Origin of the sequence: Desulfocucumis palustris (genome assembly GCF_002933875.1) — a bacterium.
GTDB classification, from domain to species: domain Bacteria; phylum Bacillota; class Desulfotomaculia; order Desulfotomaculales; family Desulfocucumaceae; genus Desulfocucumis; species Desulfocucumis palustris.
The window spans coordinates 24,259-39,681 of the sequence record NZ_BFAV01000028.1 but is presented as its reverse complement, the minus strand read 5'-3'; the positions used below and the strand labels follow the sequence as shown (position 1 = coordinate 39,681).

At 48.4% G+C, this 15,423-nt stretch carries 15 protein-coding genes and 2 riboswitches; of the genes, 11 read left to right on the top strand and 4 right to left on the bottom strand.

Annotation, left to right across the window (positions count from 1 at the left end; all coding sequences use genetic code 11):
• Window positions 1–4: 4 nt before the first annotated feature.
• The 3 genes from DCCM_RS02680 to DCCM_RS02670 form a co-directional block, all read right to left on the bottom strand.
• Window positions 5–1,480: an aldehyde dehydrogenase family protein gene (locus DCCM_RS02680; protein ID WP_104370922.1), complete on the bottom strand. Its 1,476-nt coding sequence runs from the start codon at window positions 1,478–1,480 to the stop codon at window positions 5–7.
• 35 nt (window positions 1,481–1,515) lie between these two features.
• Complete coding sequence (locus tag DCCM_RS02675; RefSeq protein WP_231702619.1) at window positions 1,516–2,931, bottom strand: aldehyde dehydrogenase family protein; 1,416 nt, start codon at window positions 2,929–2,931, stop codon at window positions 1,516–1,518.
• Window positions 2,932–3,039: 108 nt separating this feature from the next.
• Window positions 3,040–3,156: riboswitch (molybdenum cofactor riboswitch) on the bottom strand.
• 141 nt (window positions 3,157–3,297) lie between these two features.
• Window positions 3,298–3,416, bottom strand: a riboswitch (molybdenum cofactor riboswitch).
• A 113-nt stretch (window positions 3,417–3,529) separates the two neighbouring features.
• Window positions 3,530–4,927, bottom strand: coding sequence for a sodium:solute symporter family protein (locus DCCM_RS02670; protein ID WP_231702626.1), 1,398 nt, complete (start codon window positions 4,925–4,927; stop codon window positions 3,530–3,532).
• Between the two features lie 481 nt (window positions 4,928–5,408).
• Between DCCM_RS02670 and DCCM_RS02665 the strand changes: the two genes are divergently transcribed.
• The 11 genes from DCCM_RS02665 to DCCM_RS02615 all read left to right on the top strand — a co-directional run bounded on the left by DCCM_RS02665 (window position 5,409) and on the right by DCCM_RS02615 (window position 13,719).
• Window positions 5,409–6,215 carry a cell wall hydrolase gene (locus tag DCCM_RS02665; protein WP_231702618.1) on the top strand — a complete coding sequence of 269 codons (807 nt, stop codon included), beginning with the start codon at window positions 5,409–5,411 and terminating at the stop codon, window positions 6,213–6,215.
• A 185-nt stretch (window positions 6,216–6,400) separates the two neighbouring features.
• Window positions 6,401–6,898: an NUDIX hydrolase gene (locus tag DCCM_RS02660; RefSeq protein ID WP_104370920.1), complete on the top strand. Its 498-nt coding sequence runs from the start codon at window positions 6,401–6,403 to the stop codon at window positions 6,896–6,898.
• A gap of 136 nt (window positions 6,899–7,034) precedes the next feature.
• Window positions 7,035–7,496 (top strand): DUF4342 domain-containing protein, encoded by a 462-nt coding sequence (locus DCCM_RS02655; protein ID WP_104370919.1) that lies wholly within the window; start codon window positions 7,035–7,037, stop codon window positions 7,494–7,496.
• 185 nt (window positions 7,497–7,681) lie between these two features.
• Complete coding sequence (locus DCCM_RS02650; protein ID WP_104370918.1) at window positions 7,682–8,368, top strand: response regulator transcription factor; 687 nt, start codon at window positions 7,682–7,684, stop codon at window positions 8,366–8,368.
• Between the two features lie 31 nt (window positions 8,369–8,399).
• Window positions 8,400–9,572 carry a sensor histidine kinase gene (locus DCCM_RS02645; protein WP_231702617.1) on the top strand — a complete coding sequence of 391 codons (1,173 nt, stop codon included), beginning with the start codon at window positions 8,400–8,402 and terminating at the stop codon, window positions 9,570–9,572.
• A gap of 107 nt (window positions 9,573–9,679) precedes the next feature.
• Window positions 9,680–10,264, top strand: coding sequence for an arsinothricin resistance N-acetyltransferase ArsN1 family B (locus DCCM_RS02640; protein WP_165791993.1), 585 nt, complete (start codon window positions 9,680–9,682; stop codon window positions 10,262–10,264).
• 143 nt (window positions 10,265–10,407) lie between these two features.
• Complete coding sequence (locus DCCM_RS02635) at window positions 10,408–10,725, top strand: MGMT family protein (RefSeq protein WP_104370916.1); 318 nt, start codon at window positions 10,408–10,410, stop codon at window positions 10,723–10,725.
• Window positions 10,726–10,768: 43 nt separating this feature from the next.
• Window positions 10,769–11,341 (top strand): class I SAM-dependent methyltransferase, encoded by a 573-nt coding sequence (locus DCCM_RS02630; RefSeq protein WP_104370915.1) that lies wholly within the window; start codon window positions 10,769–10,771, stop codon window positions 11,339–11,341.
• 73 nt (window positions 11,342–11,414) lie between these two features.
• Window positions 11,415–12,206, top strand: a complete 792-nt coding sequence (locus tag DCCM_RS02625; protein WP_104370914.1) for a lipid II flippase Amj family protein — start codon at window positions 11,415–11,417, stop codon at window positions 12,204–12,206.
• 92 nt (window positions 12,207–12,298) lie between these two features.
• Complete coding sequence (locus DCCM_RS02620; protein ID WP_104370913.1) at window positions 12,299–12,907, top strand: dienelactone hydrolase family protein; 609 nt, start codon at window positions 12,299–12,301, stop codon at window positions 12,905–12,907.
• Window positions 12,904–13,719, top strand: a complete 816-nt coding sequence (locus DCCM_RS02615; protein WP_104370912.1) for a helical backbone metal receptor — start codon at window positions 12,904–12,906, stop codon at window positions 13,717–13,719. The genes DCCM_RS02620 and DCCM_RS02615 overlap by 4 nt, the downstream gene beginning before the upstream one ends.
• Window positions 13,720–14,009: 290 nt before the next feature.
• Here DCCM_RS02615 and DCCM_RS02605 read toward each other — a convergent pair whose 3' ends face one another.
• On the bottom strand, window positions 14,010–15,389 hold the full coding sequence (locus DCCM_RS02605) for an ATP-binding protein (protein ID WP_104370910.1): 1,380 nt from the start codon (window positions 15,387–15,389) through the stop codon (window positions 14,010–14,012).
• Window positions 15,390–15,423: the final 34 nt, after the last annotated feature.

Here is a 15,423-nt window from a genome sequence, read left to right as displayed (position 1 = left end):
GCACTTATTCCTTGAACCAGCCTGTGGGGGCTACCTCAAGATTGACGTTTATCTGTTTTACTTCTGTAAATTCGTCATAGCCGAATGTGCCCAGGTCGCGTCCTATGCCGCTCTGCTTGTATCCTCCCCAGGGGGCTTCGTTGTATGTGGGGTGGTAGCAGTTAATCCAGGTGATTCCCGCCCGGAGTTTCCGGATAACCCTGTGGGCCTTGGCGGCGTCATTGGTGAATACCGCGCCGGCCAGGCCGTAAACCGAGTCGTTGGCCATTTTTATGGCTTCGGCCTCGTCTTTGAATTTTTGCACCGCAAGCACCGGGCCGAAAATTTCTTCTTTGACTATGGTCATATCCGGAGTGGTGTTTATAAATATGGTGGGCTCCACAAAGTAGCCGTCGGCGCACTCCCCGGCGGTTATCCTGCTGCCGCCGCAGGCCAGAACGGCTCCCTCTTTTTTACCTGTCTCAATATAATTCAACACTGTTTCCATGTGGGATTTGGATACCAGCGGCCCCATTTCCGTGTCCGGTGAAAGTCCGGGCCCCACTTTGATTTTTTTGGCTTTTTCCACCATGCGGCTTACGAATTGATCGTGGATACTTTCCTCCAGCAATAAACGGGAGCCGGCGGAGCAAACCTCACCCTGGTTGGCGAAAATGCCGAATAGGGCATAGTCCACAGCGGTTTCGAAATCAGCGTCGGCGAATACGATATTGGGAGATTTGCCGCCCAGTTCCAGAGATATTTTTTTGATGTTGCCGGAGGCAGCCACCATGATATTGCGGCCTGTTTCCGTGCCTCCGGTAAAGGCCACCTTGTGCACGTCGGGGTGGGAGGCAATGGCGTTGCCCACCTCGGGACCGGGGCCCAGGATCAGGTTGGTTACTCCCGGGGGAAAACCGGCTTTTTCAAATATTTCAAACAGCCTTACGGAGGTTAAGGGTGTTATGCCGGCGGGCTTGAATACCACCGTGTTACCGGCCGCCAGGGCCGGGGCCAGCTTCCACACCCCCATCAGCAGAGGGTAGTTCCAGGGCACTATGAGGCCGCAAACCCCGACGGGTTCCCTCACCACCATGGCTTGCATGGGGTCCGGCACTTCGTAGGTTTGCCCGTGGGGTTTGGTGGCCAGGCCGGCAAAATAACGGAAGCATCCGGCAGCGTCGCTTACGTCGAAATAAGCTTCTCTCAGCGGTTTGCCGTTGTTCAGGGTTTCTTCCCGGGCTAGCTGGTCCGCATTTTCCTCAAGCAGCCTGGCCACTTCAAAGAGCAGCCGGGCCCTTTCGCTGGCGGGGGTGTCCCACCAGCCGTTTTCATAGAAGGCGGCTTTGGCCGCCGCCACGGCCCGGTTGACTTCTTCCACGCCTCCGTCCGCCGACACTGCAATTACCTCTCCATTGGCCGGGTTAATAATTTCCCTGGTTTTGCCCGAGACGGCGTCTACCCATTGTCCGTCAATATACATTTTGAGCTTTTGTGCCATTATCCAATCCTCCTCAGTTATTTAGTCGCCGGTATTTAGATATTTAAGACAACCAGTTTGGGCTCGGTCATTTCCTCTATTGCGTATCTGGGACCTTCCCTGCCCACACCGCTTTCTTTCACGCCGCCGTAAGGCATTTCATCAACCCTGAAAACAGAGGTGTCGTTAATCATTACCCCTCCCACCTCCAGTTCCTGCACAGCCTGCATGGCCAGGGAAATGGAGCCGGTATATACTCCGGCCTGAAGGCCGTATTTGGAGTCATTGACCATTTTCAGGGCTTCTTCAAAGGTGTTGAAAGTGGATATTGATACCACGGGGGCGAATATTTCCTCACATACCACCTTCATGCTGTTATTTACTCCTGTCAGCACTGTCGGCTTAAGCAGGGGGCCCGTGCGTGAGCCTCCGGTAAGTACCCTGGCTCCCCCGGATACCGCTTCCGCTATCCATTTTTCCGCCCTTTCGGCGTCACGCACAGATATCATGGGACCCACATCCGTTTTGGGGTCCGCCGGGTCTCCCAGCACCAGTTTTTCGGCCTGCCGCACCAGAAGTTCCGTAAACTGTTTCACCACGTCTTTTTGTACCATTATGCGCTGCACGGATATACATACCTGGCCGGCGTTGGCAAATGCCATGCGGCCGCATGCGGCCGCGGCTTTTTCCAGGTCCGCGTCGCTGTGAACGATGGTGGCGGAGTTTGAGCCCATTTCCAGGGTGCATTTTCTCAATCCTATGCGGTTGCGGATTTGTTTCCCCACGGTGGGTGAGCCCGTAAAGGTATAGTAGGCGAAGCGGGGCTCGTCCAGGAGCGCTTCGCCGATTTCCGAGCCTGCCCCGGTGATTGCGTTCAAATGGCCCGGAGGCAGGCCGGCCTCTTCCATTATGCGGCAAAGGTTTAAAGATGATATGGGTGTGGCGGAGGCCGGCTTTAAAACCACGGTGTTGCCTGCCGCAATGGCCGGAGCCACTTTATGCGCCACCAGGTTTAAAGGAAAGTTGAACGGGCTTATGGCGCAGACTACCCCCAGCGGTACCCTGACGGTATAGGCGAATCTGTTTTCGCTTCCCGTGGTGCTTAATGGGACAACTTCTCCTTTAATACGTTTGGCTTCCTCAGCTGATATGCGAAAGGTGTTGGCTGCCCTAGAAACTTCCGCCAGGGCTTCTTTAAAAGGTTTTCCGGCCTCCCGGGCTATGGTCATAGCCAGTTGTTCCTGCTGGGAAAGCAGAATCTCCGAGGTTTTTTCCAAAATGTAGTATCTTTGTAGCGGGGTGAGTTTATTGTTTTGAAATGCCTTTTCCGCAGAGTCAACGGCTTCGAACGCATCGGACGAGGAAGCGCGGCATACTCTGGCCAGCGGTTCTCCGCTGTATTTGTTGAAGACCTCATAATAGCTGCCGGTGTCAATCCACCGGCCGTTAATATAAATTTTAAATGTATCCACGAGTATTCTCCCCTTTGATTGTAATGGTACGGGATAAAAAGGCAACGGGTATAAAATCAACCTGTTCCAGGCAATAGCAAAAACCCGGAACCGTCAATAAAACTTAACGGTCATCATATCAGCTCTCCTTTCCACAATGGGAGGCATGCCAGTTTCCCGGCACACCCTATCGGTTCATCCGCCATGGCGAACTTTAGGCAAATGAACTCGGAGGAATATTGTTTAAATGATAAAAAGCTTTGCCTCCAGGAAAGACAAAGACTTTACACAATTAAATACATGCCATGAAAGGGCATAAGGTTTTTGACGCGGCCGGGTGAAAGACAGCCCGGCCGCGATACAAAACCGTATGCCTGCCGGTGTATTTTAATAAAGCTATGTACTCCTTTCCACGATGGGAGACATATCAGTTTCCCGATATACCCTGCGGCAAGGCCACCACATTTTTTAAACAAGGTATGCCGTGCCCGGAGATTATTTTTTCAATCTTTAAATTCTATTTACACGGTAAAAATCCTTCTTGGGGGGCGTTATCGACATTCACGACGAACAGCAGCCGATAGTGCGGCGGGGCTGCGGGGATATGATTAGAGCTTAATCAGCGCTGCAATTTTTTATCCTTATCGAAACCGGAATACAGTCCCGGGTGAATTAAACCTGAAATTATAATAAGAAAACTGACCGGAAGTCCCGCGTAAAGGGGGTGCAGGGTTCCCGGGAAAAATAACGCCCAGGCGGCTGCGAACAATGGAGCGGCGGATACCGCCAGTACTCCGGCGGCCGGGGGCACCCTGCGGCCGAAAAAGACGGCGGCCAGTAGCGGAGCGAAAACTGTTACCCCCCTCAGGGCGTTGGAAAGGTAGCTCCAGTCGAGAATCAGATCTCCCATGGTGCGGAATGCCATTAAGGTTCCCGCCAGGATGGTGACAAACACTGCCGCCCGGGCTGCCGTCAGCCTTTCCCCGGGGGTGCGTCCCGGCCTTAGCCGGGGGTAAATGTCCTGGCTGAACAAAGCGCTTATCCCCAGGGCCATGGCGGAGGAAGTCAGTACCATGGTCACCAGCAGGGTGGCCAGTCCCGCGCCGCTTATCCAGGGCGGTAAATGTTCAAGCATAAAAAGGGGGAGGGCCATGGCGGGGTCTATATCCGGCCGGGTCATCCGCATGTACATTCCCACCAGCACACCGGCGGCCCCGAAGAGGGGAATGAGTATGGCGGCCGCCAGCGCCCCCGCCCGGGCCGATTTGACGTCCCGGCCGGCAAACACGGGCTGAATACAGGCCTGGGTGGATATAAAACCAATCACCGCCGACAGTCCCCCCGCCAGGTCCAGGGAAAAACCCCTGGGGAAAAGGCTGAACCAGGGATACAGGCCGAAATATCCGGTCAGGGAAGCGCCGCCGCCGGTCAGTGTCCATCCGGCGACGGCAGCCGCCAGAAGGGTTGCCGACAGCAGCAGCAGCTTTAACAATCCCACCAGGCTGCTGCCCCAGATACCTCCTCCCAGCACATAAAAGATGGTCAGCGCGGCGAAAATTAATAATGCGAATTTGGTGGATACGGGTAAAATGGCGGTTAACATGGGAGCCGCGGCCACCATTTGAACCGATACCTGGATAAACATGCCTGCGCCCACGAAAAGAGCTACCCAGGGTACGGCTTTGCTTCCGTAAGTGAGCGCCAGGAACTGGGACACGGTGTCCACTTCTTTTTCCCGCAGCGGCCTGGCCAGGAACAGAAAAAGCAGCAGGCAGGCCGCCCCGGCGCCAAGGGTAAACCATATTCCGCTTATTCCGTAGCGGTAAGCCATTTGAGCGGTGCCTATGGTTACCGTGCCCCCCACAAAGCCCCCGACTATCCCCCCGGCCACCAGCAGGGGCCCCAGCTTCCTGCCGCCCACCAGGTAATCCGAAACGGATTTTACCATTCTAGTGGATATAAGCCCCAGGAGGCAGAAAACCAGCAGGGTTACTCCCAGGCTTATGTAATGTCCCATTCCCAGCAAAAATATCACCGTCTTTTTCCGAATCAAGGCTAACTTATATTAATGCTCTTTTAAAGGTTAGACAAAGGTGTCCGGTATACCTGCCGATAACGGAGGAGCTTCAAACAAATAAACATAGAGCGGGATACCTTGAGAAAAATCAATATCACAAGGGGAGGTTTGGATATAAAAAATGCATGTTTGCAGCCGAGTAGATAGATCCAATAAAAATTGAAGAAAGGCACAATATTGATGATCCACAGTCTGTCCCTGTTCTTTGCCGCCCACTGTAAAAGACCGGCGCAGGGTCAAAAACTCCCGGAAAAATTCCTAAATCTAATAGCTTATGACAATCCCGCAGTGAATCTTGAAAGTAATTAATATGCCATAAAATATACCATATTCTATAAAACCACTAATTACCTTTGACTTTACCGGTTTGGCTAATATATAATACATGAGCCACGGTAAACTTACGGAAGGGGTTGATACTATGGCTTTTTTTATTAATAAGCAATGGTCAACTTTTAAAAAGAGAATCAATTTCATTTATTATAATACCAGGAAGGATTTGCAAGGGCTATGCAATATTATCAATGACGGTATCAAAAATGCTATTGCTATGCAAGGCGTGAAAGGAATTAAAGATTTAAAAAATAAAATTAATTTTTATTCCTTTTTTGATACTTCATCTAAGACCTCGATAGGTATAGCCTTAACCCTGGTTTTTTTCAGCGGAATTGCCTACAGCGCCTCTCCGCCAAGGGCCGGAGGAAGCGCCGGAGCCGTGATGGCATCCGCGGGCGGGCTGTATAACGGGGCTGATATGTATCCGGCGGCAATAAACTCAGTCAACAATGGCCGTGGCGATTTGCCGCAGGATTACAGCAGCACCCGCAGGGATTTCAGGAGAGCGGAAACAGTCCAGGTATCCAGGGGTTGGATAAACAGGGGCGATACTCGCCTGCTGGCCATGGTTATCGAGGGAGAGGCGGCGGACGAGCCGATGACAGGCAAAGTGGCCGTGGGCGCGGTGATCATAAACCGCATGGAGTCCGGAAAATTTCCTCGCAGGTTAAATCAGGTGGTTTACCAGCCCCTGGCCTTCGAGTCCGTGATGAACGGGCAGTATACGCGGCCTCTCAGCAGTGATTCCATAAAGGCCGCCAACATGGCCATGAATGGCTCGGATCCCACCCACGGCGCCCTTTATTTCTGGAATCCTCAAACCGCCAGAAGTAAATGGGTGTGGCAGAGACCGGTTACCATGCAGATCGGACGGCATGTTTTTGCCAGGTAAATTGTAATTGCCTTTTCGCCCGGGGGTTCAAACCTCCGGGCGAAACACATTTTTCCAGCGGAATACGACTGATTGACATGATATTATTATAATGCTACATTACATTTTGTTGAAATTACGATTATTACGCCAAATTTATTATAAAGTCTTTAATTTAGTAAGATTAATGAAAAGGTTGTGAAAAGGTGGAGCAACGTTTCTTTTATTGTCCCAAATGCGGAAGTGGATTATTTTATAAACAATACGGCGAAAGGCAGAGGCTTACCTGCGAAAGCTGCGCTTACATATTTTACGAAAACCCGGTGGTGGGGGTGGCCGCGGTGGTATTTGACCGGTCCGGGCGTATTTTGCTGGGAAGGCGCAGGAGCAGCTACCCGGGGCTCTGGTGTATACCCTGCGGCTATGTTGAATACGATGAGGACGTGTATGAAGCCGTGGTACGGGAATTCAAGGAGGAAACCAACCTTGATATAAAAATAACAGGCATACTGGCGGTGCATTCGAACTTCCACAATCCCGAATCCCATACCGTAGGCATATGGTTCGGGGCGGATATTACCGGGGGGGAGCTTAAAGCCCAGTCCGACCTGGACCGGGTCGGCTTTTTTGATCCGGGCGGCGCTCCTCCCCTGGCATTCCCTACGGACGAAAGAGTTATCAGGGGGTTAATTAAAAACCCTTGATACCATCTGGGCATTTTCCAGCCGGTTACCTGAAAATACTTTTCTAATCAAATTCTAATTTTTGACTAATGTCCCTCTAACTCCGGCTGTTTATGATATCAGCATAAACTAAATTTTCACACGGAGGGCATTGAACATGGAAATTACCCTGGAACAAATTGATCTACTGAGGAAAAGAGCAAATGTGGGCTATAAAGAAGCAAAAGAGGCTCTGGAAAAATGCGGCGGCAACATCGTCGAGGCCCTGGCCTTCCTGGAGGAGGAGAATAAGTTAAAACCGGAAAGAAATTGCTGCGGCCAGTCATCTTTTTTCCAAAAAACCAAAAACATTTTTGGGAAAATAAATAGAATCGGTTTTATCATCTCCCGGGATGAGAAAACAATAGTTAACGTACCTTTGACGATTCCCCTGCTGTTAACCATCCTTGCGCTGCCGCTTACCGTGGCTTTGCTGCTCCTGGCATTGTTTACGGGCTGCAAAATCAGATTCCGCAACAGCAGCGGGGAAGAATGCAGCATCAACAAAAACATTGAAAATATCACCGACACCGTAAACAATTTTACCAGCAAAATGGCCCAGGAAATAAAAAAAGCATAAACCAGAAAGCTCCGGAATGCCTTTTAGGGGCTCTGGCAACACGGCTTGAAACTCAAGCCTTTAAATAAAACCTGCGGTATTTTTCCTGCAGGTTTTATTTTACTTGCGTTTAATTCCTGATTTTATAAATTATAATTTATAATATATTAAGCTTTTTTTATTACGCTTCTTTCAGGGGGTGCAGCATGTCTGATAAAAGGATATTGATTATAGAAGACGAAGTGAAAATAGCCAGGTTCGTTCAACTGGAACTGGAACACGAAGGATATGCCGTGGAGCGGGAGCAGGACGGCAGAGCCGGCCTTGAAAAAGCCCTGCAGGGCAATTACGACTTAATCATTCTTGATGTGATGCTCCCCTCCCTGAGTGGAATGGAAATTTTAAGACGTTTGAGACAGGCCTCCGGGATTCCGGTTATTATGCTCACAGCCAAGGATGATGTGATGGACAAGGTTATGGGGCTGGATTTCGGCGCTGATGATTATTTGACAAAACCTTTCGCCATTGAGGAACTTTTGGCCCGGATCCGGGTGGCCTTTAAACATAAAAGGATACAGCATGTGCAATCCGATGTTCTTCAGATTGGAAATCTCAAACTGGACATGGACAAGTATACGGTGAGCTTTAAGAATGAACCGATAGATTTAACAAAAAAAGAATTTGATTTATTAAAGTTCTTAATGTTTAATAATGAAATCGTGTTAACCAGGGACACCATCCTGGAAAAAGTATGGGGATATGATTACTCCGGTGATACCAACATTGTGGATGTATACATCCGCTACATCAGAAGCAAAATTGACCAGCGTTATCAGCAAAAATATATTCATACTGTCCGAGGGGTGGGATATCAGCTGAAATATGAGGAATAAATTTGTTCTTTTTATGGTGAATTTGTTCAAAATGATTAAAGCACTCCTCATTATATTATCAGCTGTATTTAAAGTATTTTCCCGGTTGATTCATCACCTTTTCAAAACCATAACCAACAAACTGCGCTTTTCTATTACCTTCAAAATTACCGCGACTTATGTATTTTTATTTCTGTTGATTTTTTCCCTTATGAGTGTTGGCATAACTGTCAGCTTCAGTTTTTATATTAAAAATAACGAGCCCGAGTATTATGTGCTTTTCCTGGCCACAATTCTGGTAATATTCAATATTATCGGCCTGGTTTCCATTATTTTTTTCGGATCAAAGGCCAGCAGGAGATTACTGGCCCCCATAAAAGTGATGACCGGGACAGTTAAACAAATATCCATTAATGCGCTGGATAAAAAGCTCGATGTAAGCGGTTCGAAGGATGAGCTGAAAGACCTGGCCAAAACTTTTAATGATATGCTGGATAGAATTCAAAAATCCGTGGAACAGCAAAACCAGTTTGTTTCCGACGCCTCCCACGAGCTGAGGACGCCCATTGCGGTAATCCAGGGCTACGCCGATCTTCTCAACCGCTGGGGGAAAAACGACCCGCGGGTGCTTGAAGAGTCTATCTCGGCCATAAAGAGCGAAGCCGTAAGTATGAAATCCCTGGTTGAAAAGCTTTTATTTCTGGCCCGGGGAGATAAGAACACCCAAAGAGTTGAGAAAACGGATTTCCTGCTGAGCGAGGTAATTAATGAGATATTAAAGGAAACAAGATTAATTGATAAAAGCCACCACATATTAAGTGAGCAAAATGAAGATTTAATAATTCACGCGGACCAGAAACTGATTAAAGAGGCTGTAAGAATATTCATGGACAACAGCATCAAATTCACCCCTGCCGGCGGTACCATAAAGCTGAATTTATACGGTAAAAACAAAAGGGCGTTTATAAGTATTGAAGATACGGGGATAGGAATTTCCAGGGAAGACCTTCCCCATATCTTCAACCGGTTTTACCGGGCCGATAAATCAAGAACCAAGTCCAGCGGAGGCACGGGCCTGGGCCTGGCCATCGCCAAATGGATCATAGACAACCACCATGGAAAAATTGATGTCTGGAGCGAATTAAACGCAGGCACGGTGGTCCGTATCGGGCTGCCGCTCAAGGCCACAGGGAAAAGTGCCACAGGGGGCGGTTCCCGGGTGTAGCATGAAGCGGCGGCTGCAAAATCGTCAATTGCCCGGGAGTCTCCTGGCATAAGCCTGGAATGGCCTGCGGGGCGTAAATTAACCGTGCTTAAATGGAGGGGTAAGATATGTTGATTAGATTGGCTGCCATAAACGATGCGGAACAGATCCTCGGGATATACAGTCCATATGTTGAAAATACCGCCATTTCTTTCGAAATAAGCTCACCGTCGCTGGAAGAAATGGAAAAAAGAATCCAGCGCCTGTCGACAAATTATCCCTGGATTGTATTTGAAGATGGCAATCAAATTTTGGGATACGCATATGCTTCTGCGCATCATGAACGCGCCGCCTATAGATGGGCGGTAGACGTTTCCATTTATGTAAAACAGAACAGCAGAGGCGGAGGAATCGGTAAGGCGCTTTATTCTTCACTATTGTCCATATTAAGACTCCAGGGCTATTATAACGCTTATGCAATAATAACCATGCCCAATGATGCAAGCGTTGGAATCCACGAGTACTTCGGCTTCAGGAAGGCGGCTCAATTTTCCAATGTGGGTTATAAATTCGGAAAATGGCACGATGTGGGATGGTGGGAACTGTTTCTTGAACAGCATGATGCGAATCCAGAAGAGCCGCTTGCAATAAGCAATATTGATCAAAAAAGACTTTTTATTGCGACAGGGGACGGTTCTCGGGTGTCGCATTAAGGAGCGGCCCTAAAGAAATCAGTAATAAGAAAGCTATTGGGATATCGGCCGGGAATCGTCTGTGAAATGTGCGGGTGGAGGAGTAATAAAGCCACCGCTGCTGGAAATGGTAAAAAGAGTATTTGGAGGTAACTTTAAGGAAGATGAAGGATTTTTTTAGAAGAGTGCATGAGCTGGTTGGAAAAATTCCTGAAGGGAAAGTCGCAACATATGGGCTGATTGCAACTCTTCTGGGAGAGCCCCGGAATGGAAGAGTTGTTGGATGGGCCATGAGAAAGACGCCTGATAATTTGAACATTCCCTGTCACAGGGTGATCAGTAAGAGTGGAATACTGGCCCCGGATTACGCTTTCGGAGGAAAGGAAATACAGAGAGCGTTGCTTGAAAGTGAAGGAATAACCTTTGAACAGGATGGAAGGGTAAAGCTGTTGAAGCATCTATGGGATGGAAAGGAAACCTGAATAAAATCAGGTAGGGTTTGGAGCAGTAAAGGGGGTTTTATAAATGAGCACCAATAAAGAGCGACGGATATGTCCCGTTGAAATGGCCGGTGGTCTTGACAATAGAATCAGAAGATGGTTTCAGAATCCACGGAAAATATTAAAGCCCTACGTTAAGGATGGAATGACAGCCCTTGATTTAGGTTGCGGGCCGGGCTTTTTCTCAATCGATATGGCCAAAATGGTTGGTGATTCCGGCCGGGTAATTGCCGCGGACTTACAGCCGGGAATGCTTCAGAAAGTGAGAAATAAGATTAAAGGAACAGTGTTTGAGAAAAGGATTACATTACATAAATGCGAGGAAAACAAAATAGGCGTTACTGAAAAAGCTGATTTTGTTTTAGCCTTTTACATGGTACATGAGGTTCCAAACCAGGTGAAATTTTTTGAGGAGATAAAATCGGTATTAAATCCTGATGGGAACGTATTTATTATTGAGCCCAAATTTCATGTTTCTAAAAAAGCATTTGAAAATATGGTAAGTTCTCTGAAAAAGGCGGGATTTGAAATTATCGGGGAGCCAAGAATTTTAATGAGCAGGGCAATTATATTAAAGAATGTTGATAAGGGGGCTTAGATTGCGCCGCTTCAGGGTTGAGATTTAAAGGGAAGTAGGGTGCATTGTTACACCTGGAAAGGGATGCTGGGCAGTGGAAAAAACACTGATTGAATTGTTGGTGCTGACATTTGTAATTCACCTTATAGATACTCTGGCCTATTCGGTCAGGTTGAACTCGGTTAAAAGCGGGCAGGTAGCCCTGTCATTTTCCCTTTTCAACTTGTTCGTTCTTGTTTCCCGGACTGCCAATACATTTCAAGCCCCGCTCATAGGGAGCATAATCGGAGCCGGTATTTTACACGGAGTGGATCCCCTTGCGGATATTCGTAAAGTGATTTTTGCCTCAACAATCGGCACGCTAACCGGGGTGCTTCTAATCCCAAGTTTTCTAAGGGTTTTTGAAGCGGGGGTAAGGCGGCTGGAGATAACCGGTTCTGTTCCGTCCCTGGTCGTGCAGGCATTGCATTTAAATAATATAAAGCGAATTGTCAAAAGTGCCGCCAGACCGTCCAGGGCGATGCTGACAAGACTGAGATACCGGGAAATACCAAAGCGTTTGCTGATCTTAAACGCCCTGGTGACAGGTATTTACACAATAGGTGTTCTTGCCGCCAATTATTCGGCAGTATTGGTTGAAGAGCAGCACCGTTTGGCGGCTGTGGGATCATCAGGAATGATTAACGGAGTTGCAACGATTTTGTTGACCTTGTTCATTGACCCGAAATCCGCTGTCATTACGGATCAGGCGTTAAGAGGCAAAAGACCGTATAGCGATGTGAAGGCCCTGGTGGTTCTGCTGTTGGTTACTAAAATTACAGGAACAATATTGGGACAGGCATTATTTCTACCGGCCGCCAAAATTATAGCAAGTTTTTACGGTTAATGACGGTTTCAATAAAGTGAAAGGACAACCGGTGGATATGGATATGTCGAAGGCCTGAGGAAATACCCGGGCGTGTTTAGGAGAAAAAAATCATGTTATTTCTCAAAAAGGGTTCTGACACATTAGTGGTTGTTGTTCATGAAATATATGGTATAAATAATCACATTAAAGATGTATGTTTGTATTTGTCTGAAAAAGGGTTTGACGTTGTTTGTCCAAATTTATTAAACACCGGCAGGCCCTTCGGCTATAGTGAGGAAGACAGCGCGTATAGCTATTTTATTAATAATGTCGGCTTTGAAAGTTCAAAGAATAAAATAATGAAGTTATTAGGGGAGTTTAAGAGCCGGTATAAAAACCGGTTTGTGATTGGATATAGCGTTGGGGCTACCATTGCCTGGTTATGCGGCGGCGAAGAACAATGTTGCCATGGAGTTATAGGGTATTATGGCTCCCGGATAAGGGACTATGTTGAGTTGAATCCCAAGTGTCCCGTATTATTATTTTTTCCCGGAAAGGAAATATCCTTTGATGTTAATAGTTTAATTCAGGCGCTGGGTAATAAGGATAAAACAAAAGTATACCGGATGTCCGGGGGGCATGGATTCTGTGATCCTTATTCCCGAAGATATTGCAATGAATCATGTGAGAAGGCAAAAAATTTGATGCTTGATTTTTTGATGGAGGGGAGTTGGGCATGAGTCAGATTCAACGAATTATTTCTCTGGTTCCTTCAAGCACGGAAATACTGTACTACCTCGGCCTGGAGACACTGGTGGTTGGGGTGACGGAACACTGTAATTTCCCGGAGGAAGTTAAATACAAAGAAAAAATCGGTACTTTCGCGCAACCCCGGGTATCCAGTATTCTCTCTCTTAAACCGGATATGGTTGTGGCAGACAGCGCGGTACATGGAAAAATTATAGGTGAACTAAAGAATACAGGTATAAAGGTGCTTGCTTCCGCTCCTTCAAATCTGGAAGCTGTTTTCTATCTTATGAGTGAAATTGGACGGCTTTGCGGTATTGAGAACACCGCCGGGCCGGTCATTGATTCTTTAAGGGAAAGGGTGCTTATGCTTGGCCAAAAGTCAATTTACAAAAGGCCCAGGGTATACCTCCTGATGAGCGCCAATCCCTTTATTACGCCAGGCCACGGTTCATTTCAATATGATGCCCTGCAAACAGCCGGAGCTGAATTAATGAATTTTGATTCCAATAATTCCTATGTGAGGTTGCACTGGGAGCAAATCAAAAAGTTTGATCCGGAAGTGATACTGTTTTGCGGCGTGGAAAAAGGACAGGAGCCTCCTCCAAGATGCAAAGGCTGCGCTGCCGGCAAGCCTCTTTGCCGGAGAACCCCGGAGGATTTCATAACCGGGGAATGGGGGCAAATAACCGCGGTGCGGACAAACCGCCTGTATCCCGTCTCCTGTGACACAATATGCAGGCCCGGACCCAGGTTAATCGACGGCATGGAAAGGCTGCATAGCCGTTATTTGTATACATATTGAGGTGCCAATTTAGCGGTAAAAATTAAGCACGGCCTGTATAATTTCCGGGATCAGTAAAAAATTTTTGCATACAGGGGGCCGGCGGTGAAATAATATAGCAAAACAGTGAAAAGGAGCTGCGTTCATGGGGAAAGTCAACAAGAATGCTTCCAGGGCTCCGCAGAAAGAAAAAAAGGCGAAAAGACAAAAAGCAGCAAAGGAAGCCGAATAAAACAGGAATCCCCGCATAGCTGGCGGGGATTCCCTGCTGTGAGGTATTTTTTCAGGTACGCCGTAAAATTAATTTGAGATTATAATTCTATCTTGCCTTCCATTGAAAGTCCGGCCTCAAGGTGGTCCACGAACTGGCGGGCGGTCCTGCCGGAGCGGCCGTTGTGCCACATTTCCCAGTGCAGCGCCAGCCGGCGCAGCTCTTCGGGCTTAACTTCCAGTCCACGTTGGGCCGCCAGTTCCTCTACAATTTTAAGATAACCCTTCTGGTCGGGATTGGAGAATATAACTGTAATACCGAAACGGTCGGCCAGGGAGAGTTTCTCCTGCATGGCGTCCCCGGCGTGAACGTCATTCCCCTGGCGTTCCGAAAAGGTTTCCTTAACCAGGTGGTGCCGGTTGGAGGTGACGTAAACCAGTATATTGTCCGGCCTGGCTTCAAGTCCCCCCTCCAGTACGGCCTTCAGGGTCTTGTATTCCAGCTCCGCTTCCTCAAAGGACAGGTCGTCAATCAATATAATAAATTTGTGTTTTGGGACCGACAGCATTCTCATCAGCGCCGGGAGGTCTCCCAGGTCTGGCTTGGCAATTTCCACCATGCGCAGCCCCCGGGGGGCGTAGGCGTGCAGCAGGGCCTTTACAGTGGAGGATTTCCCCGAGCCACGGTCGCCGTACAATATCATATTATTGGCCGGTAGATTCTTTAAAAAGCGTTCGGTGTTGTCAAGTATTATTTGGTGCTCGGCGGAAAGTCCGATGAGCTGTTCCAGCAGCACCGGGTCGGGGTGTGGTATCCCCCTCAGCTCTCCCCCGGCGGGCTGTTTTTGCCACCTGAAAGCGGGGTAGCGGCTGAAAATCCCGCAGCCCGCCAGGTTATAATATTCTGCCAGAATGTCCACAGCATCTCCCCAGCAGCTGGCATTTTCAAAACTTGCCCTGGCCTCCCGGCGGCGCTCCTCCAACCACAACCCGGCCGTTCCGGGAACATGCTTTTTTTCCCCGGCCTCCGCACATCCTTCTGCAAAGGCATTTTCCCACCCGGGCCAGGATTCCGGGTCCGGCGGAGTTGAGCTGATAATTTCCGAGGCAATACTTTTTAACTGCCGGGAGTCTATGCCGGCCAGTTCCTGTAGAATGACAAGATCCCTGTCCGCCAGATCCTTTAACCTTTGGCCCACTGCTTCGGGGCCGCCAGTTGAAGCCAGGCGGCTAAAGGGGTTCTCATCGTCCAGCACCATGTCCGGTATGCATTCCGGCCAGCTGTTTTCCAGGGCCAGGGCGCAAAAAATGTGATACTTTCTGAAAATATCGTCCGCCACAGGCTCCCGCTCAGCCAGACCGGCTAATAAATCCTTCAGGGAGAGTAACATCCGGGTATCGGCCAGTTTTCTATAAATTACCAGTGAATCGGGCAGGTACATCAGTCTTTTCAGTTCTGAACGGTTAGGATTGTTGAACATTGAATAGCTACTCCTGTTCGTTAAGCATTGATTG